The organism is Steroidobacter sp. (assembly GCF_036402275.1).
GTDB lineage: Bacteria > Pseudomonadota > Gammaproteobacteria > Steroidobacterales > Steroidobacteraceae > Steroidobacter.
In genome coordinates this window covers 1-21,387 of the sequence record NZ_DASWTF010000006.1, presented here as the reverse complement: position 1 = coordinate 21,387, position 21,387 = coordinate 1, and the positions used below count along the sequence as shown (strand labels likewise).

Genomic DNA, 21,387 nt, shown 5'->3' with positions numbered 1-21,387 from the left:
GCACGAACTTGCATCGTTGATCCATCGCATCGGTCTCGTTCCAGGCCATGGCAAAACCTCCTCGGTTCGCCAAGCGTGAACTACACCGGTGTAAACGATGAACCTGGACTGATGTGTAAAGGATGAACCTGGACCATACCGTGACCTCCCTCCTTCCGGCACCGTGCTCCCCCTCAGCCGCGCTATCGCGCGGCGTCGTCGGGTCCCGTCCCTGGGCGCACTTTGTCGAAAAGGTCCCTCTTTCTCGACAATGCCGGAAGAAGGGAGGTCACCTCGAACGGCGCCTTCAACGTGCGTGGCATATTTCCGGCCAGCTCGCCGCAGCGGGCTTCCGGACTGGCGTAGTGCTCGCCGCAGGCGAGCACAAATATCAAAAATCTGATTCCCCCTCCCGTTCACGGGAGGGGGTTAGGGGTGGGTCTTCCGGCTGGCAGAGGCGCCAATCTGTTTTCTATTAAGCGCTTCGCGAGCTCGTAATCGACAGCATCCAGCGTCTCAGCTCGCTCCGTCAGCGAGACTAAAATTTCGTGCTGGATGCGGCCGCGTTCGAAAGCCACGGTGTAAGGAATATCGTCCCGGAACATGACCATCGAGTAGCGGGGCACGAAACGTTGCGGATGGCGGCGCTCCAGTTCGAGGGATAGCGCCTTGTGCAGGTGGAACTTGGGATCGCGCACCGTGTCGCGCATTTCCAGATAATTCTCGATGGCCATGTCGGCGATCGCGTTCGTATTCGGGCGCCGCGAAGTTTCGAACTGTCGGAAGCTGGCGGCCCAATCCGAGCTGTTCGCCAGCAGCGTGTCGAGCTCGCGGCAATCTTCGAAGCAGCAGTTCATGCCCTGGCCGTGGAAGGGAGTGATCGCATGGGCTGCATCGCCTACCAACAATAGCTTGTCGTCCAAGGACCATTGCTCCGAGCGCACGGTTCCCATGATGCCCGTGGGGTGAGAAAGGAACTCGGAAGCCAGCTCCGGCATCAGTTCGCGCACATCCGGAAAGTGCTTGGCGAAGAAGGTTTCGATGCTGGCTGGAGTGGTGAGCGTCTCGAAGCTTTCCGGGCCGTTGAGCGACAGAAACAACGTCACCGTGAAGCTGCCGTCGATGTTGGGTAACGCGATGAGCATGAAGCCGCCGCGCGGCCAGATGTGCAAGGCGTGCTTGTCGATGCGTGGGCGGCCGTCGGGATAGGGCGGCAATGTCAGCTCTTTGTAGCCGTGTTTGAGCAGGTCCTCAGTGCAGGCAATGCCCAGTTGCTCCACCATAGCCCGCCGCAACACCGAGCCTGCGCCGTCCGTCGCGAACACGCGGTGCATGCCGACTTCGTGCGTCTGACCGGACTCATTCTTGAATAGCACCCGCTGACGCTTGAAGTCCGCACCAACGGCAGGATGACGGAACACCAACTCGACGCCCGCCTCCTCGGCCGCATCGAGCAGAATGCAATTCAAGCCGGGCCGCGACACGGAATAAATGACTTCGTCGGGACGCTGCCCATAGGGAACAAACGTCAGCGCGCCATTCAGGTCGTGCAGCATCCGGCCGGGCAGGGGCACGAGTTCTGTATGCACCCGCTCCATCACACCAGCCAATTCCAGCGCACGGATGCCGCGCGCGGCGAGCGCAAGATTGATGGAGCGGCCCGCGTCGATCTGCACGCGTCGCATGTCCTCTTGTCGCTCATACAAGCGTACGCGATGACCACGCCGGGCCAGGAGAATGGCGAGCAGCGTGCCCGCCAGTCCTGCGCCGACTACGGTGATCGGCTCATTGCGTGTGCCATCGCTCATTGCAGCGACTGCTCCAGCGCGGCGACAAATTCCCAAACGTCGACGAACGAATTGTAGAGCGGCACGGGCGCGACCCGAATGATGTCCGGCTCGCGCCAGTCGCAGAATACGCCGGCCGCGGCAAGGGAATCGAACACAGCACGCGCCTCGGTGGCAGAGCGATGCAGGCGAATGGAAAGCTGGCAGCCGCGCGCCTCGGGATCCGAAGGCGTAATGATATTCAGCGCATGAGAGAGCCGAGCCCGCAGCAATGCTTGTAGATAGTCGGTGAGTCGCAGCGACTTCGCTCTCAACCCATCCATCCCGGCCGCATCGAACAGCGGCAGCGAGGCCAGCAAGGGCGCGGCCGCCAGAATCGGCGGATTCGACAGCTGCCAGCCCTCCGCGCCAGGGATCGGCTGGAACGTCGCCGGCATCTGAAACCGGCTGCCTTTGTCGTGGCCCCACCAGCCAGCAAGCCGGGGTAGATCCAGCGAGCGCGCATGGCGCTCGTGCACGAAACATCCGCCGATCGCGCCCGGTCCGGCGTTCAGATATTTGTAACTGCACCAGACGGCGAAATCGACGTCCCAGTCGTGCAGTCGCAGTGGCACGTTGCCCATGGCATGCGCCAGATCGAAACCGACAGCGCATCCCTGCCGGCGTGCGCAGCGTGTGATTGCTTCGATGTCGAAGCGCTGACCCGTGAGGTACTGCACGCCCGGCAGCATCACCGTCGCGATGCGCTGGCCTTCACGTTCGATGAGCGAGCAAATATCTTCGGTCCGGAGGATGTCCTCACCCGGGCGGGGCCCGATCTCGATCAGCGCAGTCCTCGGATCGAAGCCGTGATGCAGGATCTGTGAAGCCACCGCGTACTGATCCGACGAGAACGCGCGCTGCTCGATCAGGATGGCGTCTCTTCCGGGACGCGGCCGATAGAAGCTTGCGAACATGAGATGCAGGTTCACGGTCAGCGAATTCATCGCGACCACTTCCATCGGCTGCGCGCCTGCGAGCTTCGCGAGCGAGCTGGTCAGCTGTTCGTGATAGGGCAGCCAGGGACGCGACGATGCGAAGTGACCTTCGACCGCCAACTCCGCCCAGTGCTGTAGTTCCTCGTTCAGCACGCGGGCGACGCCGCGCGGCTGTAATCCAAGCGAGTGGCCGCACAGATAGATACTGTCGCCGCCGCCTGCTCGTTGCGGAATGAAAAACTCGGCTCGCAGCGGAGCAAGTTGATCGGCGGCATCCTGCGCTACCGCGAAGGAGCGCTCGACGGAAACGTTCATGCGGGTGACAAGGGTAACAGGATAGGTCGGCTGGGCGCGGCGTCGATCATGAAGGGCGCAACCTGCAAGTTGAGCAGATACACGCCGTCCGGAACAGAGTTGTCGATGAAGGCCATCTCAGTAACGGTCGCGTGCTTGCGGGTGACTGTCGCCGCTGAGGTGCTGCCAGGTGGCATGCCCCAGAAGATTCGGTGCGCGGCGAGTTTGCCTCCGTCCTGCGCGCGGTCGATGGAGGGCAGGTCCACGACCAATGTGTCGATGCCTTGCTCCACGACGTAACGCATCGCCTCGGCGCTGAAGTAGGGCGGCGGCGAGCCCTCATCGTAGTTACGAGTGAGCTTGGACGAATCGTTCGGCAAAGTCCTGACGACCAGCGCCTGATACTCGCTGAGCGTGGCGCTGCCAATCGCTTCTCGCAGGGCCGCCAGTGAGACGACCTGATCGCCCGCGATCTCTCCCGAGGGCTCAGGCGCGACAGAAATCAGCAAGGCGCCGCTCAGATGCCACAAGGCGAGATCGCGCACACTCAACCTTTCCTGAGTGATGTGGCCCACGCATTCGGTGTGAGTGCCATTGCAATGAGGCGCGAGCGTGTGGACCGAACAGTTGCAGCTGCCGCCGTGACGAACGTCGCCCACGAACGAGCCGGCAGTGATGACCGTGGCGGTAGCCGGCGGCGCGCCGAAGAAAGTCGGTTGCGCTTCATTGAAGCGCAATGGAATGGAGATATCGTGGCCTTGAGCCGCGACGTGCCAGCGTCGACCGGCGATTTCGACGGCGAGCGCACTGGCGGCGGTGGCGGGAAGTGAGTCGCGCATCGAACGACGCGGGTCAGCGCTTGTGCGCGACGGCTCCGCAGGCTTGGCAGGTGCGCATTTCCAGCGAGCCGTAAAAGCGCTCGAACACGGGCGGCAGCTGCGTCTCGATGTCGCTGACATGCAAATATTCGGCATGCAGCGGATAAGAGCAGTGTTCGCAGAACCAGAGAAAGCCGTCCTGCTCTTCCGGTCGCCGCTTGCGCTCGATCACCAGGCCGACGGTGTTGGCGAAACGCTGCGGTGAGTGCGGCACGCGTGGCGGCAGCAGCAGGATTTCGCCTTCCCGGATCGGAATATCGACGCGGGCGCCGTCCTGCATGGTGCGCAGGGTCATGTCGCCTTCCAGCTGATAGAAGAATTCTTCGCCCGGATCCTCGTGATAGTCGGTGCGCGAATTCGGGCCGCCGACCACCATGATGATGAATTCGGACTCGCGGAACACCAGCCGATTGTTCACCGGCGGTTTGAGGTATTCGCGATTCTTGTCGATCCAGTCGCGAAAATTGAAGGCTTTGAGCGGGCTCATGCAGGTTCTCCGCGGGCCGACAGTATACCTGCAGACGCCGGGCCGCACAGGCGCATGGCCCTCGCTTGCGTCCGTGGCCGCTCCGGACCATCCTACGAGCACTTGCGGAGGACACCGCTCATGACGCGTCAATGCGTAGGTTCAGCGTCGCTATTGTGGCTGACGCTGCTATTCAGCGTGCCCGCGGCCGGAGTGGCCGAGTCCGGCGCGCCCCAGCCGGAGGCTGGGACGGCCGAGCCGGTGCAGGCGATCTGGAAGCATCAGGAAATTTCCTTTCATTTCCAAAGCTTCACCACCTTCTATTCCTGCACGGGGCTGGAAGGCAAAGTCGAGAACATAATGCGCGCGCTGGGTGTCCACGCGCAGGTGGTGGTGCGCTCGGCAGACTGTCCGGCTTCGGTGGCGCGCATGCCTCGCGTCGTCATGCGAGTGGTCTCGCCCGTAGAAGCCACGCCCGAAGCGCTCGCCGAGCGCGACAAGAACAAGAGCGTTCGCGAGCTGGTCGAGCGCGTCCGAGGCAAAAGCAATCATCCGCTCGACAGCCTGGAGCAATTTCCGGCGGAATGGCGTCCGGTATCGCTGTCGCGCGGCCGGTTGTATCTGCAAGAGGGCGACTGCGAGCTGGTCGAGCAGATTCAGAAAAAAGTGCTGCCCAAGCTCGCGGTGCGAGTCGTGAAGGACGAAGTGCTATGCATGCCTCATCAGGCGACGATGGGCCAACCGCGGCTCGACGTCGAGGCGTTGATGGAGATGCCCAAGCCTGACGACAAGCAAGGCACGTAGTCGATTCGGGCGCGACTATTCGCTGCCGACGCTGAGTCCCGACGAAGAGCAGGGCACGAACACCGGCTCGGCGGGTTGATCGAGCCGCACGGCGCAAAGTTTCTCGCCCCAGACGCAGCCCGTGTCGATGGCGAGCACGCCGTCGCCATCGTAATAACCCAGCGCCGACCAGTGGCCGCACACGATGCGAGCATCGCGCGAACGGCGCTCGGGCACTCGAAACCAGGGCAGCAGACCCTTGGGCGCGTTCTGGATGTCGCCTTTGAATTTCAAATCGAGCTTGCCGTCGGCGCGGCAGTAGCGCAGCCGCGTGAGACAGTTGGTGATGAAGCGTAAGCGGTCAGTGCCACGCAAGTCGTCCGACCAGCGATCCGGCTTGTCGCCATACATGTGCGCAAACAAATCGCGACAGCCTCGATCGTCACGCAATGTTTCTTCGAGCTCGCGCGCACACGCTTGCGCCATCGTCAGATCCCACTGCGGCGGCAGCCCGGCGTGAATCATGGTGTAGCCGAGCGTGGCGTCGTGATGAAGCATCGGCCGATGTCGCAGCCAATGAATCAGCTCGTCCCGATCCGGGGCGGCGAAGAATTCCTGCAGCGTGTCTTTGGATTTGACGGGCTCGCCTGGCGACAGCGCCAGCGCGAGCAGATGCAGGTCGTGATTGCCGAGCACGCAAACGGCGGCGTCGCCCATCGCCTTTACCCGCCGCACGACTTCCAACGAGCGGGGGCCGCGATTGACCAGATCGCCCACCAGCCAGAGCTTGTCGCGCGCGACAGAGAAGTTGAGTCGAGTCAGCAGCTGTCCGAATTCTTCGTCACAGCCCTGAACGTCACCGATTGCGTAGACGGCCATTGCTGACGGCCGCGATCGGGTTAGTGCAGCAGCCCTGGCATGGCCAAGGTGAACGGCGCGATCGGCGCATCGAAGTGCGCGCCGTCGTCCGCCAGCATCTGATAGCTACCCTGCATGGCGCCCACCGGTGTTTCCAAAACTGCGCCGCTGGAGTAGCGGAAGCCCTGGCCGGGCAGCAGGTAGGGCTGCTCGCCCACCACGCCTTCGCCACGAACTTCTTTCACCTTGCCGTTCGCGTCGGTGATCACCCAGTGACGCGTCAGCAGGCGCGCCGGCACCTGGCCTTCGTTACGGATGGTGATGGTGTAGGAAAAGGCATAGTGCCCTTCGTCCGGCTTCGACTGCTCGCCGACGTAATTTGCGCTCACGTCGACGCGGATCTTGTGAACGGGATCGGACGACGTCGGCTCGGCCTCGCGAATCGGATGGCTGGAGGAGGCGCGAGCTTTGGGGGGCGTGGTGTCTGTCATATCCGAATGACTGGCTGATGCCGGCACAATTCTAGCAGTGTCCTGGCGGGTTCTTGCCGGAAAAATCGCACCGTGGATCTCATGCCGGGGGTTCTCCGGCTGTTATGTCGAACGCCGCGCGCCGCCATTTGTTCTAATGCAGACGCACCGCGAGCACATCGCAAGGCGCCGCGTGCAGGATCGTGTCTTCGGTGAAGTTGAGCAGGATGGCGAGGCCATGTCGTTCGCGGCTGCCGAGCACGATCAGATCGATGTTCAGGCGCTGAGCGGTGCGGATGATTTCGGTCTTGATGCCGCCGGTCTCGACCAGCTGTCGGCTATTCGACAGTGACAGTCGCTGCGCCAGCTCGGCCAGCCGCACCTTGGCCCGTTCCACCAGCTCGCCTTCGATTTGCACGGTGGGCAGCAGCGCCTCGCCCATGGGCTCGACGGGAACGTATTCCACGACGTGCAGCAGCGTGATCTGGGATTGATAACAGGCCGCGATGGCCTTGGCTCGCTCGCCGATGATCTGGCTGTCCTCGGACAGATCGACCACCAGCAGAATGTTCTTGTAGTCGCGCATTGCCGTGCCCTCTGATCCGCACCAAAGGATGCGGAATCATTCTCGCACCAGATCACTCCGCCGGGCCAGCCTCCGGCGTCGGTTTGGCCGCGAGCCGTCGGCCCAGCGAGACGAATTCAGCTGGCGACAGGACCTCGGCGCGCAGGCCGGGATCGATGCCTGCAGCGACGATGTCGTCGGCGTCCAGCAAGGGTTTCAGCGCATTGCGCAGTGTTTTGCGCCGCTGCGAGAAAGCGGCCGCCACGACCGTCGCGAACTGCCGCGGCTCGCCGACGTCCAGCGGGGTTTCGTGGGGCGTCAGTCTGAACACAGTGGAAACGACTTTGGGCGGCGGCCGGAACGCGCCCGGACCGATGTCGAACAACGGTTCCACTCGCACCCAGGGCGCCAGCATCACCGTCAGCCGGCCGTAATGCTCCGAGCCGGGCGCCGCGGCCATGCGGTCCACCACCTCTTTTTGCAGCATGAAGTGCATGTCGAGAATGTGCTGGCGCTGTTCGATCAGATGAAACAGCAGCGGCGTGGAAATGTTATAGGGCAGATTGCCGACCAGCCGGAGCTTGCCGGCCCCAGGTTGTTCAGACGGGGGGCGAGCTTCATATATATGAGCGAACGAGAACTCCAGCACGTCCGCCGAATGGATGTGCAGGCGAGGGTCGTCGCGCGTGATTTCGCGGAGGTGCCGGATCGCATCCCGGTCGATTTCGACCGCGTGCAATTCATTGAGGCGGGCCAGCAGGGGCAGGGTGAGCGCGCCCAGGCCTGGTCCGATCTCGACCATGCGATCCTGCGGTTGTGGCGCGATGGCGGCGACGATCCGCCCGATCACGCCGGGGTCATGCAGGAAGTGCTGGCCGAATCGCTTGCGAGGTTGGTGCATGGGTCATTCGTAACGCCACTTGCATCGCGCTGACCAGACTGCCGGGATCGGCCTGGCCGGTGCCGGCGAGCGACAGGGCGGTGCCATGGTCGACGGAAGTGCGCACGATGGGCAGGCCGAGCGTGATGTTCACGCAATCGCCGAAGCCGGCGAATTTGATGACCGGCAATCCCTGGTCATGAAACATCGCGAGCACGGCGTCGGCCTGCTGGAGCATGTGGGGAGTGAAAGCGGTGTCCGCCGGCGCCGGGCCGACGAGGTGGAGCCCTTGTTCACGCAAACGCTGCAGCGTCGGCGCGATCGTTTCGATCTCTTCGCGGCCGAGATGGCCCGACTCGCCGGCGTGAGGATTCAATCCGCACACCACGATGCGTGGCGCAGCGATGTCGAAGCGAGTGCGCAGATCGTGATCGACGATGCGGATGACGCGAGTCAGCAGCTCGTCGGTGATCGCCGCGCTCACTTCCTGCAGCGGCAGATGGGTGGTGGCCAATGCGACGCGCAGTGTCTCGGTCGCCAGCATCATCACTGGATAGGAACCGCCGGTGTGTTCCGCCAGATACTCGGTGTGGCCGGAGAACGGCACGCCCGCGTCGTTGATGACGCTTTTTTGGACGGGCGCCGTGACCATCGCATCGAACTCACCGGTGAGACAGCCCTGCGCGGCGGCGTCGAGCAGGTTCAGCACGTAACGTGCGTTCGCTACGTCGAGTGTTCCCGGGTGAACGGGCACGGCCGTCGGGACGTGCAATACGCGCAGCGTGCCGGGTTGATGAGCCGGGCAGAGGGTGCTGCTGACGTACGGTAGCAGTCGGATATTCAGTCGCAGCTGCTGCGCGCGTTGATGCAGCAGGTCGATGTCGCCGGCGACCACGACATCACAGGGCCAGTCGCGCGCCGCGATGGCGAGACACAGATCCGGCCCGATGCCCGCAGGTTCACCCGAAGTGACGATGAGCCGCGGGATTCTCATTCACATCCTGTATTCCACGAACGCTTCGTCGCGCAGGCGACGCAGCCACAGTTCGGTTTCTTCTTCCGCCTTGGCTTCGCGCAATTCGGCGAAGGCGCGCTGGCGGCGCAGGTCTTCCGTCGAGTCGTGTTGACGACGACCCAGCACCTGCACGATGTGCCAGCCGTACTGAGACTTGAACGGCTGGGAGATCTCGTTTTCTTTCAACGCATCGAGTTGTTTCTCGAACTCGGGCACGAAGCTGCCGGGACCCGCCCAGCCCAGATCGCCGCCGTCGGCGGCCGAGCCCGGATCCTGTGAGGTCACCGCGGCAATCGCGGCGAAGTCCTCACCACCTTCGAGCACGCGCTTGCGAATGTCGTTCAGCTTTTGCTCCACGGTCTGGTCGTCTTCCAGCTCGTTGGTCTTGAGCAGAATGTGACGTGCATGAACCTGCGCGACCACCGACTGCTGCACGCCGCCGCGGACTTCGTTCAGCCGGAACAGGTGGAAGCCGCTGGGAGTGCGGATCGGCTCGGAGGTCTGGCCCGGCTTCATCTTGGGAATGTTGTCGGCCAGGATGGACGGCAGCTGCGAGCCGCGACGCCAGCCGAGCGAGCCGCCTTCGATGTTGGTGCTGCTGTCCGAATAGGCCACCGCGAGCTGCGCAAAGTCTTCACCGGAAGTCGCCTTCTCGTAGACTTCCCGGGCGCGCTTCTCGCGCGCCTCGATCTGCTCCGGCGATGCGCTGACCGGCACCGAGACCAGGATGTGCGACACGTTATATTCGGCGTTCCGGTCCGGCGCGTTGGCCTGCCGGGCCATGAACTGCTCCAGCTCGCGCGGCGACACGTTGATGCGGGCGATCACGTCGCGCTGACGGAGCAACTGCAGAGTCATCTGCCGACGGATCTCGTCGCGGAAGGTGCGGTAGTCGATGCCTTGTTGGGCGAGCGCCTGCGGCAGGTCGGCGAAGCCGATCTTGTTGCGATCGGCCACGTCGCTGAGGGCGCCGTTGAGCATTTCGTCGGAAACCTGAATGCCCAGCTTGTCGGCCCGCTGGATCTGGATTTCCTCGACCACCAGGCGCTCCAGAATCTGCTGGCGGAGCACGTTGCGCGGCGGCAGCTCGGTGTTTTGCTGACGCAGGCGCTGCGTGATTTCTTCGGTCTGCTCCTCCAGCTGCGAGTTCAGCACCACGCCGTCGTTGACCACGGCGGCAATGCGATCGAGCAGCGTGCCGCTGCCGGACAGCTCGCGGGTCTGGGCGAGGGCGCCGCTGGCCACGGCCAGCAGACTCAGAGCGACCAGGCTGCCACGGATAGCTTTAAGAGTAGGGCGGAGCAGTTTCATGCGTAACCAGAAGTGTTATGCCGGGTCGAGGCGCCCGGGGCCGCCACGGCGGGTGGGGCGTCATTCATCCTTGGAAGGATCGAGCGAGTATCCCCGAATCGACCGTTCCAGAAAAGTATTCGAGCCAGTTCCGACACTGGACAGGCCGTTAAGTTCAAGCTGCAGCAGCACGCTGGTGTCCAGGTCGCCGGTACGGTCGCTCACGTAGCGGCGGGCGACCACGCGGAACCGCCAGCAACAGGAGCGGTATTCCAGGCCGGCGAACTGGTCGATCACGCCCGACTCGTCCCGGCGCGGCAGCGTGTCGGCCGGTAGCGAAGGATCGATGGGGGCCGTGTCGTCGATGGCGTTGTCTTCGAGCGAATACACCATGCGGCCGTACACGCTCCAGCGCTGACTGATGGGCCAGGCCACCGAGCCGTCCACCTGTTCGAGGCGGTCGCGCCGGAAGCGATACCCCAGGTTCATGACGCGGTCGTAGTCGGGTCGGTATTGCAAAGTCAGCTGGCCACGTTCGGACTGGGTTTCGGCGGGATCCCATTGGATGCCGCCGCGAATATTCCAATCGCCGTAGGCGCGCAGATCGAGCTCGGCGATGATGTCGGACGTCTCCGGATCGTCGATCGTCTCGCCAGGCAGGGTCACTCGCGGCCGATCGAAGTAATAAGCCTGGCCGACGGTCGCGGCGATGTATTGCTCGCCGGTGTCCGCGTCCAGCCAGCGCGAGGTGAAGCCGATGGCGAGCTGATTGGCGTCGCCCAATCGATCCGCGCCGACATAACGATTGGTGCGGAACAGTTGCACCAGGTTCAGATCGGGCAGCTCGGTGTCGAACACCGGCAGGTCGTCCTGGTTGCGATAGGGAACATACAAATACATGAAGCGCGGCTCGATGGTGCTCACGCGCTGCTGCCGCGAGCCGAACAGACGTTCGAACACCATGCCGCCATCGACGCTCAGAATGGGCGCGGAGCGCGTGATCGTATCGTCGTCGGTGTCGCCATCCAGGCCGTCTTCGTTCAGCTTGTAACGCGTGTAGCGCCAGCTCGCGGACGGCTCGATGTAAACGCCGGCGCCGCGCAGGGGCATGCGGATCTCGGGCGCGAAGTCGCTGCGCCAGCCGGTGTTCAGGCCGTCGACATTGTGATCGAAATTGGCGAGCTCCATGTCCATGCCATACGTGAGGCCGAACGGCTGATCCGGAAAATTCGCGCGCACCGCCATCTGCGGCAGCATGGTGTACGGCCGATTGGCCGGCGCGATGGGCATCCGGTTCTCGGTGGCGAAGTCGATGGTCTGGAAGTTCTGCGCGTGCAGGATGGCCAGCCAGCGGTCGTCGAGATAAGTGAGGCTCGCGGAGCGGTTCAGATATGTGACCGACGTGCCCTCGGGGCCCAGGCCGAAGTCTTCGAACCATTCGTCGTCGCTGGCGTTGGACGCATCGATGTTGAGGCGCAGCCGCCGGGTGAGATCCGATTGATCGACGAAGTGCACCAGGCTGCGCTCGTCGCCGAACTCGCGATCGTCGGGCAGGTACTCCACGTCCACCTGGCCTTCGCCGACCGGATTCAGATAGCGAAACTGCGTGTCCAGCTTGGTGCCGCGCTTGCTGAAATAAGTCGGTGTGAAGGTCGCGTCGTAATTGGGCGCGATGTTCCAGTACCAGGGCACCGTCAGCGAATAACCGCTGCGCGAGGACGTGCCCGGGGTCGGAATCAAAAAGCCCGACTTGCGCTCGTCGCCGACCGGAAAGGAAAAGATCGGCATGTACAGCAGCGGCACGCCCTTGAAGTCGAGCCGCGTGCCGCGGCCGACGCCGATGCCGGCGCGCTGATTGATGTCGATGTCCGAGGCGGTGAGCATCCAGTCTTCGTTGCCGAGCGGACAGGTCGTGAAGCGCACTCGGTCGAGCGACAGCGAGCCCTCGGTAGTCGCCCGGATACGATCGGCCGAGCCGCGCCCATTAACATCCGCCAGTTCGAATTCGGCGCCTTCGAAAACCGCGCCGCCTGCGCGATCGATGTGCGCGCCCGAGCCTCGTACGGTCACGGTGCCATCGGTGTATTGGACGCCCTGGTCGACCTTGAAGCTCTCGTCCTGCGGATTGTAGGTGGCGTCGCGGGTCTGGATGCGACGCTCGCCCTGACGGATCTCCACTTCGCCGGTGAGCTTCAACTCGCCTTCGCGCGTGCCTTCGACGCCGTCGGCTTCGAACTCGACTTCCTCGGGCAATTCCTCGAGAGGTCGGGGCTCGCGCCGGGCGCCGGCCGTGGCAATGCTGTTGGGCGCGGGGCATTTGGGTGCCGCCGTCTCGGCCGCCTCTGAAGCATTTGCAGGGTCGGCCGCGTAGGTCGAGACCGATACCGCGGCCAGTAGTGCGGCAATGGTAATTCGAAGGGTTGTTAGTGGTGTCGCAGTTCGGTGCATCGGGGGCGATTATAATGAGCGTCGTTCCACCCTGGCCGTCTATTTACCTCTACCAGCTCGAATTCTGGCAGTTCTGATTTCTGGAGCAGCGTTCCGCGTGTCCTCACTTTCACACGATGGTCATTCATCTCGCAGTTCATCTGTGAGCGCGCCACACGATCCGCGGCTCGAGCAACTCGAGCAATGGCTCGCCGGTCTGTTCGGAGCACGCGACTTCGCTGTCACCCCGGCCTCCGCCGACGCCAGTTTCCGTCGTTACTTCCGTGTTTCGCGCCAGGGGCACACCTGGATTGCGATGGACGCGCCGCCGGCCAAGGAAGACATGGGACCTTACATTCGCGTCTCGGGCATGCTCGTGGACGTGGGGGTCAACGCGCCCAAGGTCCTGCAGCGGGACGAGGCGCAGGGCTTTTTGCTGAACACGGATCTGGGATCGCGCACTTATCTCGCGGATCTGGACGCGGGCGGCGACGCCGAGCGCCTGTATCGGGACGCGATCGAAGCATTGGTCGCTATTCAGGCTCGTGCCGGCGCGCACGCCAGCACGTTGCCTCCGTATGACGACGCGCTCCTGCGTCGTGAGATGGGGCTGTTTCCCGAGTGGTTCTGTCACAAGCATCTCGGCTTGCAGTTGAGCGAGGCCGAAGTGGCGGGGCTGACGAAGACTTTCGACACGCTGGTCGCCGAAGCCCTGTCGCAGCCGCGAGTGTTCGTTCATCGCGACTATCACTCACGCAACCTCATGGTCACCGACGGCGTGAGTCACGATCGGGGCGGGCATGGCGCGAATCCCGGCATTCTGGATTTCCAGGACGCAGTGCTCGGGCCGGTGACCTACGACCTCGTGTCCCTGTTGCGCGACTCGTATGTGGAGTGGCCCCTGGAGCGGGTGCACTCCTGGATCAAACATTTTCGCGACAGCGCCCAGCGCAGCGGCGTCGACGTGGGCGCCAATCCCGCGCAGTTCCAACGCTGGTTCGATCTGATGGGCGTGCAGCGGCAGCTGAAGGTGCTTGGCATTTTCGCGCGCCTGTATCATCGCGACGGCAAGTCCGGCTACTTGAAAGATCTGCCGCGGACGCTGAGCTACGTTCGCCAGGTGATCAAAAACTATCGCGACCTGGACTTCCTCACGTCCTTCATCGAACAGCGCATCGTCCCGGCGATGGCGAAGGCGTAGGACTCACCAGATGCGCGCGATGATTCTGGCGGCGGGGCGGGGCGAACGTATGCGTCCGCTGACGGACCACACGCCCAAGCCGCTGCTCCCCGTGGCGGGCAAGCCGATGATCCAGTATCACATCGAGACGCTCGCGGCCGCCGGTGTCCGCGAGATCGTCATCAATCTCGCTTGGCTCGGACAGCAGATTCGCGCGGCATTAGGCAATGGCTCGCAGTTGGGCGTGCGCATTCATTACAGCGACGAAGGCGACTCGGCGCTGGAGACGGGCGGTGGCGTGTTCCAGGCATTGCCTGTGCTCGCGGGCGCTTCGGGTACTGAACCCTTCATCGTCGTCAGCGGCGATATATGGACCGAGTATCCATTCGCCGACGCCATGAAAAATTTAGCGGACGACGACGTGGCGCACCTGGTGGTCGTGCCCAATCCGGACTTTCATACGCGCGGCGACTTCGGTTTAGCCGACGGTCGTCTGCTCGACAGCGGCGAGCGTTACACCTATGCAAACATCGGTGTGTTCCGGCCGGAGTTCTTCGTCGGCTGCAAACCTGGCCGCTTTCCGATCGCGCCGTTGATGTTCGACTGGATCCGCAAGGGCCGGGTCAGTGGCGAGCTGTACCACGGTGTGTGGCACAACGTCGGCACGCCCAAACAGCTGGAGCAGCTTGGGCGACGCTAGAGCTGCGTCCACATCCGCAGCAGATTGTGATAATGCCCGGCGAGCGCCACGGTCTGCTCCGATTCGCCGAAGCGGCGTCGTACGTCTTGAATGGTGCTGTCGAGTTGGAACAGCAACTCGCGGTGACGGTCGTCGGGCACCATGCTCTGCGTCCAGAAGAACGAACAGGTGCGTCGTCCTCGAGTCACGGCGTTGACCCGATGCAGGCTGCCGGAGCGATATAAAATCAGATCGCCCGCCGGCAATTTGATTTCCTGACGCCCATGGGTGCCCAGGATCACCAGCTCACCGCCTTCGTACTCCTCGGGGTCGCTCAGAAACAAGGTGGAAGACAGATCGGTGCGCAGGAAGTACGACGTGCCCGGCACGGCGCGCACCGCGCCGTCGATATGCACGCCGTAGTGCTCACCGCCTTCGTAACGATTGAACAGCGGCGGCACCGTGCGCAGCGGCAGCGCCGCTGAAAGGAACAGCGAGTTGCGCGACAGCGCCGTCAGGATCATTTCTCCCAGACGGCGCGCCACTGGCGAGCTCTCGGCGAGCTGGCGATTATGTTTCACCAGCGCGCCTTGTTCGCCGACGGTTGCCTTGCCGTCGATCCATTCCGCTTCGTCGAGGGCACGCCGACATTCGTTGACCTGCTCGGAGCTGAGCAGCTTGGGGATGTGAACGATCATGCGGCGTGCACTCGGGTCGCGGCCTAGAAATAGAGGTGGAAGCTCAACAAAGCCGAGCGGGGCGCTCCCGGCGCATAACGGGATCCGCCGTTGTTGAGGCTCGCCACATACAACTCGTCGGCCAGGTTGTAGCCATTGAGCTGCACAGTGAGGTGCGTGCCGATGGCGTAGGCCAGCATCGCATCGACCACCCAATAATCAGGCGCCTGCGGCGTATTGGGCGGCGTTGCGCCTGGAGCGCTGTTGTTATTGATCTGCCGGAATACCGTGTCCACGTATCGCACGCCGGCGCCGAGCGTCAGGCCGAACGGCAGCTGATAGGTGCTCCAGCTGGTGAACGTGAGCTCGGGCGACCAGTTGATCTGCGCGCCGGTTTGCGTCGCCGTGCCTTCGATGACTTCGGTATCCAGCTTGGCGAGACCGGCGCTGAGCTGCCACGCGTCGGTGACCTGGCCCACCACGCCGAGCTCGATGCCTTCCACGCGCTTCTTGCCGAGTTGCTGAATCGCGGACGGATCGGTCGGATCGTTCTGGACGAGGTCGTTTTCGTTTTCGCTGCGGAACACGGCGGCCGTCAATGCCAGGCCGCCGTCGTTGAGATCCCATTTCGTGCCGAGCTCGAGATTGTTCGACTTCTGCGGATCGACGTTGGGATTGTTCAGCGCGTTGTTACCTGTGGTCGCCGTGCTCAATGTGAAATTGGCGCCGCCCGGCGGCTGCTGAGAGGTTGCGTATGACAGATACACGCTGCCGTTGGGCAACGGCTTGAACAGCACGCCCACCTTATAAGCGAACAACGTATCGGACGACTCGAGATCCGTGGGCACCAGCGTACCCACCGGCAGCGTGGGATGGCTGGTCGCGGTGGACAATGTGGCGCTGTCGAATTGCGTGGTGTAATCGTCGAGGCGGACGCCGCCGGTGACCTCCCAGCGCTCCGCGAACGAAACGGTATCGAACAGATAAGCGCCGAACGTCGTCGTGTCGCCTTTCGTGAACGCGCCGTTACGCGCCAGGCTCAGGCCGGTGATGGGATCGCGCGGATTGGGGTTGTAGAGATTCGCGAGATTCGCGCCTGCCGCGGATCCGGCCGGAGCCATCGTCCCCTGACCCACATACGTCGGGTTGTATTGTTTCTCGTAGATGAACTCCAGGCCGCCGGTGAGCGCGTGCTCGAATGCGCCCGTCGTGAACGCCGCCGTCAGATTGGTCTGGTTGGTCAGCACCGTGTTTTCCTGAAACTTCGACTGGCGCGAGCGCGACACGGTCCATTCATCGGGATTCGGACTCGTGGCGGTGATCGTGTTCACGCCGGTGAGCAGATAGAACTGCTCGGACTTGCCATAACGAGAGGTATTGCGCAGGCGCAGGCTGTCGCTGAAGTCGTGCTCGATGCGCGCGGTGAACATGGTTCCTTCCACGTCGTTGAAGTCGCTGAGCGCGCCATAGTAGTTGTCGCGATCGACTCTCGCGGGCCGCAGACCTGCGTTGGCGCCGCCCGGCGCGAAGGCTGTGTTGAAGAAGCCGTCCAGCCCGATGGTGGGCACGCCGCCGTCGGGACGATTGTCTTGTTTCGTGTGCAGCAGATAGAAATAAGCGCGTGTGTCGCGGTTCAGGCCGAGCGCGAGCGAGGGCGCCACCGCCCAGCTGTTTCTTTCCACGTGGTCGCGGCCATCGACGCCGCCATCCTGGACCAGCGCGTTCAGCCGGAGCGCCGTGCTGGCGTCCTCGAAAAAATAATTCATATCGCCGGTGACGCGGCTGTTCTCGGCTGTCCCATAGCTGATCGTGCTGCGAGAGAAGTTGTCGGCCTGCGGCACCTTCGTGGCCATGTTGATGTAGCCGGAGGCGGCGCCGCGACCGTTATCCGGACCCGAGGGACCCTTGGCGACTTCCACCTGCTCTGTATTGAAGATGTCGCGCGAGATCGTGCCGAGGTCGCGGATGCCGTCGACGAAGATGCTGCCCTGGGTGTCGAAGCCGCGCATGAAAATCGAATCGCCGGTCGCGGTGTTGCCGTTCTCGCCCAACAGGAAAGTCACCCCCGGGGTGTTCCGCAGCGCTTCGCTGAGCGTGGGGACCTGCTGCTGTTGAAGCACTTTGCTGCTTATGACAGCGATCGTTTGTGGAGTATCGAGCAGGGGCTGAGTGAACTTGGGCGAGCTCACCGTATCGACCTTGGGCGTCTCCTCGGCGCCCTCCACGGAAATCTTCGGCAGCTGCTGCGGCTTGTCCTCCGCGGCCTGCAGCTGAGGCGCCGTCGCCTGTAACAAAGTGAATATCGTTGCCGCGAGCGTGGGCCGCCCGAGTGTCGAGTCACGCATAGTCAGAAGTCTCCCTGAGAGATGGGTGTTGACTGTCTGGCTGGCGGGCACGGCCTGCGTGAGGTCGTGCTGGCTGGCGGGTCGGTGTGTTTTGTTTAACTCACTTTAGGTGAGAAGGCTTCTCATTTGCAACCGGACATGTCCCAGGGCATCATCTCGTTCCAGACCCGTCTTCGAAGTGCCGCGCGCCCAGCGCGCGTGAGAGAAGGATTGCCGTGTTCGCCGAAGATCATTCGCGACGAGTGTGTGTCGCTGCCGCCATCGCCGCCGTGCACGTGGTCGGGGTGTATGCGGCGTTCGGGTTCGCGCCACGGCTTCAGCAGGCTGTTGCGCAAGTGCCTCTGACGGTGACATTTGTAACTCAGCATGAACCCGCGCCCGAGCGGCCACTGCCCCAGGTCGCCGTGGTAACGCCGCAACCCCTGGTGCAGATGCCAGACCTGCCGCTGATCGATATTCCCAATGACGCTCCGTCCGCGCGGGCCATCACCGTGCCGGTACAAACCGCGCCGCCGCCGGCTGCGCAGGCGGAAGACAGAAGTACACCGAAGGTGGTGTCGACCGTCGAATATGTCCGCGAGCCATCGCCACGTTATCCGCCACAGTCACGGCGGCTGCGAGAGCAGGGGGTGGTGGTCCTGCGAGTCATCATCGATGAACGGGGCGCGGCGAGCAGCATAGAAATAGAAACGTCCAGCGGTCATGCGCGACTGGACGACGCCGCGCGCGACGCGGTCCTGCGCGCAGCCTTCCGGCCCTATGTAGAAGACGGCGAGCCCCGTCGCGCGCTGGTGCTGATCCCCATCGAATTCGCATTAAATCGCGGGTCTGCGTAACTATTCGTCGCGGGCGCTGTCTGTTGCTGATGGCCTGTCACACGATTGTGACAGTGACCCCTCGTTCATCATCGAGTGGAACAATCGACTACGGTAATCGTTGCCCATTGAGTATCGATGGGACTCTATGAGAGCCCGGAGCTGAGAGCAGGGTGAGCAGACGCTGCGTGCACGATAGTGCTGCAACGCCAGCGCTAGCGGGCACATCGATGGTGCGCAGGGGATTCGAAGCGCGTTTCTTATCAGCAAAGTTACTTTACAGGTAGGTAGATTCTGTTTCGGAGTGCTTGCCTTCCTCGCAGAAACTTTATACCTTGCGCGGCGTTTCTGCGGTCTGTAGGACAGCGCGTCAATACGGAATTTACGGACTTATTTCGGGCTCTTATGGAGAAGGGCGCGCGCGTGAAGGCCGGGAGAAACGGGGGTTCGTGTGCCGACGAGCATACGCATCGAACGACCACTAACGGTTGCGCACTAACTATGCGGGGCTGACAAAGGTCCCGTGTCTTACTTTTTGTTGAGCTGCAAAGCATGCCCTACGCACCAGCCACGGACAGTTCGTTTTTCACCCGCCGCGGTCTCGTCCTCGCGATCATTATTGGATTGCATGTTGGGATGTTCTGGCTACTGAACTCCGGCCTGTCCCATCAGATCATCGACGTCGTACTCGGCCCCATCGAAACCCGCATGATCGAAGAGGCGCCGAAGCAGGAAGAGCCGCCGCCGCCGCCGCCGCCCAAGATCGAAACTCCTCCGCCGTTCGTGCCGCCGCCGGAAATCGCCATCGAGCTGCCGGCCGAAGCGCCCGCCACCACGGCCATTCAAACGACTACTACGGTGCGTCCGACGACGCCGCCGCCGGTCGCCGCTCCGCCGGCTCCGACGTCGCGCACGGCGCCGAAGTCAGACTCGCGTCGCCCGTTGACGCAGCCTGAATACCCGCCTTCATCGCGCCGTGCTGGCGAAGCAGGCACGGTCATCCTCGAGGTCTATGTGCTCGAGAACGGCCGCGTCGGCGAAGCCAAGGTGAAGCAGTCGAGCGGCTTCCCCCGCCTGGACGAGGCGGCAGTGCGCGAAGTGAAGCGTTCCTGGCGTCTGGTCCCAGGCACCGAGAACGGCAAACCGGTTCCGATGTGGGGGCAGTTCGCCGTCACATTCAAACTCACGGACTGAGGCGCGCGTATCGCGTGACAACGGGCCCGATAGGCGGGCCCGTGACGGCAGATTAGAACTCCACCCACTGACCTAAGGTCATAGTTTTACTCGTAGAGGACATCGTTCCATGGCAGCTCCAGCTCCAAGCACCGAAAACGTCGAAAACCCCTTCGGCCTACAAGCACTGTGGGAGCAGGGTGGCGTCGTCGCGCACGGCACACTGATCATCATGGTGATCCTGTCGCTCGCGTCCTGGTACATCATCCTGACCAAGGCCTGGGATCAGCGCCGCCTGTTCAAGCAGTACAAGGAAGTCGAGAAGGGCTTCTGGACCGCCGGCAACATCCGTGACGGCGCCGCCAAGCTCACCGGCAAGGACAACGCGTTCCGCATGATGGTGGAAGACGGCCTGCGCGCCGCCCAGCATCACGAAGGCCGCCTGACTGACCAGATCCCGCTGCACGAGTGGATCACCGCGTCGCTGTTCCGTACGGTCGACTCCATCACCAAGCGTCTGAACACCGGCCTGTCGGTGCTCGCCACCACCGGCTCGACCGCTCCGTTCGTCGGTCTGTTCGGCACGGTGTGGGGCATCTACAACGCGCTGATCCAGATCTCCCTCGCCGGCCAGGCCTCGCTCGACAAGACCGCCGGCCCGATCGGTGAAGCGTTGATCATGACCGCCATCGGTCTGTTCGTCGCCGTGCCGGCCGTGTGGGGTTACAACTGGCTGCTGGGTCGTAACAAGGACATCATCGAGAAGCTGCGTTACTTCGCCTCGGACCTGCACGCCTACCTGGTGAGCGGCGCCCGCGTCGAGAGTGGCCCGCTTCCGGCCGCTGCCGGCCGTGCTCCGGCCGCCGCCGCCCCCGCCGCTGCGGTGACCCGCAAGTAATTTGAACGGCCCCGGTCCCCTGATTGATAAACAATCCGGGCCGGGGCCTTTCTTTATCGGAGCACGTTGTTATGAGTTCATTTGAAGGCATGTTTGCTCCGCCTGCGTCCGAAGGCGACGACAAGGCCATGTCCGAGATCAACACGACGCCGCTGGTGGACGTCATGTTGGTGCTGCTGATCGTGTTCATGATCACCATCCCAGTGATCACCCATACCGTCCCGGTCGAGTTGCCCAAGGTCCGTAACGAGGCCACCAAGACCGCGCCGGAAAACATCAACATCTCCGTCAACAAGGATGGCCAGATCTACTGGAACCAGTCCCTGGTGCCGGATACGGCGGCCCTGCTGGAGCGTCTGAAGGGCGCTGCTGTGATCAAGCCGCAACCCGAAGTGCACGTACGCGCCGACCAGGCCACTCGTTATGAGTACGTCGGCCGGGTGATTCTCACCGCGCAACGCGCCGGTATTCAGAAGGTCGGGTTCATCACCGAACCTGGCGCGCAGTCGCGCTAACGCCCGCGCTACAGACTAAGAGGTATTTGCCATGGCAATGAGTGTTGGCGGCGGCGGTGCAGACGAACCCATGATGGATATCAACACGACGCCGTTGATCGACGTCATGTTGGTGCTCCTGATCATGTTCATCATCACGCTGCCGGTCACGACGCATGCGGTGAAGCTGGACATGCCGCAGACCCGCAACAGCAATCCGCCGCCAGTGGTGGTCGAGCCGATCCAGCTCGAGGTCGATTGGGACGGCACCGTGATCTGGAACGGCACACCGGTGCAGCTGGCGGCGCTGGAAGGCTACTTCCGCGTCGAGGCGGCCAAGAATCCCCAGCCCGAAGTGCACGTGCGCCCGAATCGCCGCGCGAACTACGACACCGTCGCGAAGGTGCTGGCGCTGGCTCAGCGCAACGGCATGCAACGCATCGGCTTCGTCGGCAAC

21 protein-coding genes are annotated in these 21,387 nt (G+C 63.1%); 8 read left to right on the top strand and 13 right to left on the bottom strand.

Annotated elements, in window-relative coordinates; genetic code table 11:
• Positions 1-395 precede the first annotated feature (395 nt).
• Genes VGD45_RS02380 through VGD45_RS02365 form a run of 4 tightly spaced genes read right to left on the bottom strand, consistent with a single transcriptional unit; the run spans position 396 to position 4,402 of the window.
• A complete protein-coding gene (locus tag VGD45_RS02380; protein ID WP_331153666.1) occupies positions 396-1,787 on the bottom strand; it encodes an NAD(P)/FAD-dependent oxidoreductase in 1,392 nt (463 codons plus the stop codon).
• Positions 1,784-3,058 carry a kynureninase gene (kynU, locus tag VGD45_RS02375; RefSeq protein ID WP_331153665.1) on the bottom strand — a complete coding sequence of 425 codons (1,275 nt, stop codon included), beginning with the start codon at positions 3,056-3,058 and terminating at the stop codon, positions 1,784-1,786. The genes VGD45_RS02380 and kynU overlap by 4 nt, the downstream gene beginning before the upstream one ends.
• Positions 3,055-3,876, bottom strand: coding sequence for a cyclase family protein (locus VGD45_RS02370; protein WP_331153664.1), 822 nt, complete (start codon positions 3,874-3,876; stop codon positions 3,055-3,057). Before VGD45_RS02370 ends, kynU begins: the two co-directional genes overlap by 4 nt.
• Positions 3,877-3,889: 13 nt before the next feature.
• Positions 3,890-4,402 carry a 3-hydroxyanthranilate 3,4-dioxygenase gene (locus tag VGD45_RS02365; protein ID WP_331153663.1) on the bottom strand — a complete coding sequence of 171 codons (513 nt, stop codon included), beginning with the start codon at positions 4,400-4,402 and terminating at the stop codon, positions 3,890-3,892.
• Positions 4,403-4,522: 120 nt separating this feature from the next.
• Here VGD45_RS02365 and VGD45_RS02360 point away from each other — a divergent pair, with 120 nt between their 5' ends.
• Positions 4,523-5,185, top strand: coding sequence for a hypothetical protein (locus tag VGD45_RS02360; RefSeq protein ID WP_331153662.1), 663 nt, complete (start codon positions 4,523-4,525; stop codon positions 5,183-5,185).
• 15 nt (positions 5,186-5,200) lie between these two features.
• Here VGD45_RS02360 and VGD45_RS02355 read toward each other — a convergent pair whose 3' ends face one another.
• From VGD45_RS02355 to VGD45_RS02325, 7 genes are all read right to left on the bottom strand, one after another.
• Positions 5,201-6,043: a symmetrical bis(5'-nucleosyl)-tetraphosphatase gene (locus VGD45_RS02355; protein WP_331153661.1), complete on the bottom strand. Its 843-nt coding sequence runs from the start codon at positions 6,041-6,043 to the stop codon at positions 5,201-5,203.
• A gap of 20 nt (positions 6,044-6,063) precedes the next feature.
• A complete protein-coding gene (gene apaG, locus VGD45_RS02350) occupies positions 6,064-6,513 on the bottom strand; it encodes a Co2+/Mg2+ efflux protein ApaG (RefSeq protein WP_331153660.1) in 450 nt (149 codons plus the stop codon).
• 133 nt (positions 6,514-6,646) lie between these two features.
• Positions 6,647-7,078: a universal stress protein gene (locus VGD45_RS02345; protein ID WP_331153659.1), complete on the bottom strand. Its 432-nt coding sequence runs from the start codon at positions 7,076-7,078 to the stop codon at positions 6,647-6,649.
• A gap of 52 nt (positions 7,079-7,130) precedes the next feature.
• Positions 7,131-7,958 (bottom strand): 16S rRNA (adenine(1518)-N(6)/adenine(1519)-N(6))-dimethyltransferase RsmA, encoded by an 828-nt coding sequence (gene rsmA / locus VGD45_RS02340; protein ID WP_331153658.1) that lies wholly within the window; start codon positions 7,956-7,958, stop codon positions 7,131-7,133.
• Complete coding sequence (gene pdxA / locus VGD45_RS02335; protein WP_331153657.1) at positions 7,915-8,931, bottom strand: 4-hydroxythreonine-4-phosphate dehydrogenase PdxA; 1,017 nt, start codon at positions 8,929-8,931, stop codon at positions 7,915-7,917. The genes rsmA and pdxA overlap by 44 nt, the downstream gene beginning before the upstream one ends.
• Positions 8,932-10,263, bottom strand: a complete 1,332-nt coding sequence (locus VGD45_RS02330) for a peptidylprolyl isomerase (protein ID WP_331153656.1) — start codon at positions 10,261-10,263, stop codon at positions 8,932-8,934.
• 60 nt (positions 10,264-10,323) lie between these two features.
• Positions 10,324-12,495 (bottom strand): LPS-assembly protein LptD, encoded by a 2,172-nt coding sequence (locus VGD45_RS02325; RefSeq protein WP_331153655.1) that lies wholly within the window; start codon positions 12,493-12,495, stop codon positions 10,324-10,326.
• A 337-nt stretch (positions 12,496-12,832) separates the two neighbouring features.
• Between VGD45_RS02325 and VGD45_RS02320 the strand changes: the two genes are divergently transcribed.
• The gene (locus tag VGD45_RS02320) at positions 12,833-13,870 is read left to right on the top strand and encodes an aminoglycoside phosphotransferase family protein (protein ID WP_331153654.1); all 1,038 of its coding nucleotides are present in this window, start codon (positions 12,833-12,835) and stop codon (positions 13,868-13,870) included.
• A gap of 10 nt (positions 13,871-13,880) precedes the next feature.
• Positions 13,881-14,549 carry an N-acetylmuramate alpha-1-phosphate uridylyltransferase MurU gene (gene murU, locus VGD45_RS02315; RefSeq protein WP_331153653.1) on the top strand — a complete coding sequence of 223 codons (669 nt, stop codon included), beginning with the start codon at positions 13,881-13,883 and terminating at the stop codon, positions 14,547-14,549.
• Here the strand turns inward: murU and VGD45_RS02310 are convergent.
• Positions 14,546-15,226: a Fe2+-dependent dioxygenase gene (locus VGD45_RS02310; protein ID WP_331153652.1), complete on the bottom strand. Its 681-nt coding sequence runs from the start codon at positions 15,224-15,226 to the stop codon at positions 14,546-14,548. The genes murU and VGD45_RS02310 overlap by 4 nt on opposite strands.
• Before the next feature lie 23 nt (positions 15,227-15,249).
• Positions 15,250-17,550, bottom strand: a complete 2,301-nt coding sequence (locus VGD45_RS02305; protein ID WP_331153651.1) for a catecholate siderophore receptor Fiu — start codon at positions 17,548-17,550, stop codon at positions 15,250-15,252.
• Positions 17,551-17,765: 215 nt separating this feature from the next.
• Between VGD45_RS02305 and VGD45_RS02300 the strand changes: the two genes are divergently transcribed.
• From VGD45_RS02300 to VGD45_RS02280, 5 genes are all read left to right on the top strand, one after another.
• Positions 17,766-18,386, top strand: coding sequence for a TonB family protein (locus VGD45_RS02300; RefSeq protein WP_331153650.1), 621 nt, complete (start codon positions 17,766-17,768; stop codon positions 18,384-18,386).
• 615 nt (positions 18,387-19,001) lie between these two features.
• Positions 19,002-19,559 carry an energy transducer TonB gene (locus VGD45_RS02295; RefSeq protein ID WP_331153649.1) on the top strand — a complete coding sequence of 186 codons (558 nt, stop codon included), beginning with the start codon at positions 19,002-19,004 and terminating at the stop codon, positions 19,557-19,559.
• Between the two features lie 109 nt (positions 19,560-19,668).
• Positions 19,669-20,436, top strand: coding sequence for a MotA/TolQ/ExbB proton channel family protein (locus VGD45_RS02290; RefSeq protein ID WP_331153648.1), 768 nt, complete (start codon positions 19,669-19,671; stop codon positions 20,434-20,436).
• A 71-nt stretch (positions 20,437-20,507) separates the two neighbouring features.
• Complete coding sequence (locus VGD45_RS02285) at positions 20,508-20,951, top strand: biopolymer transporter ExbD (RefSeq protein ID WP_331153647.1); 444 nt, start codon at positions 20,508-20,510, stop codon at positions 20,949-20,951.
• 31 nt (positions 20,952-20,982) lie between these two features.
• On the top strand, positions 20,983-21,387 hold a 405-nt coding region (locus tag VGD45_RS02280), incomplete at its 3' end, for a biopolymer transporter ExbD (protein ID WP_331153646.1).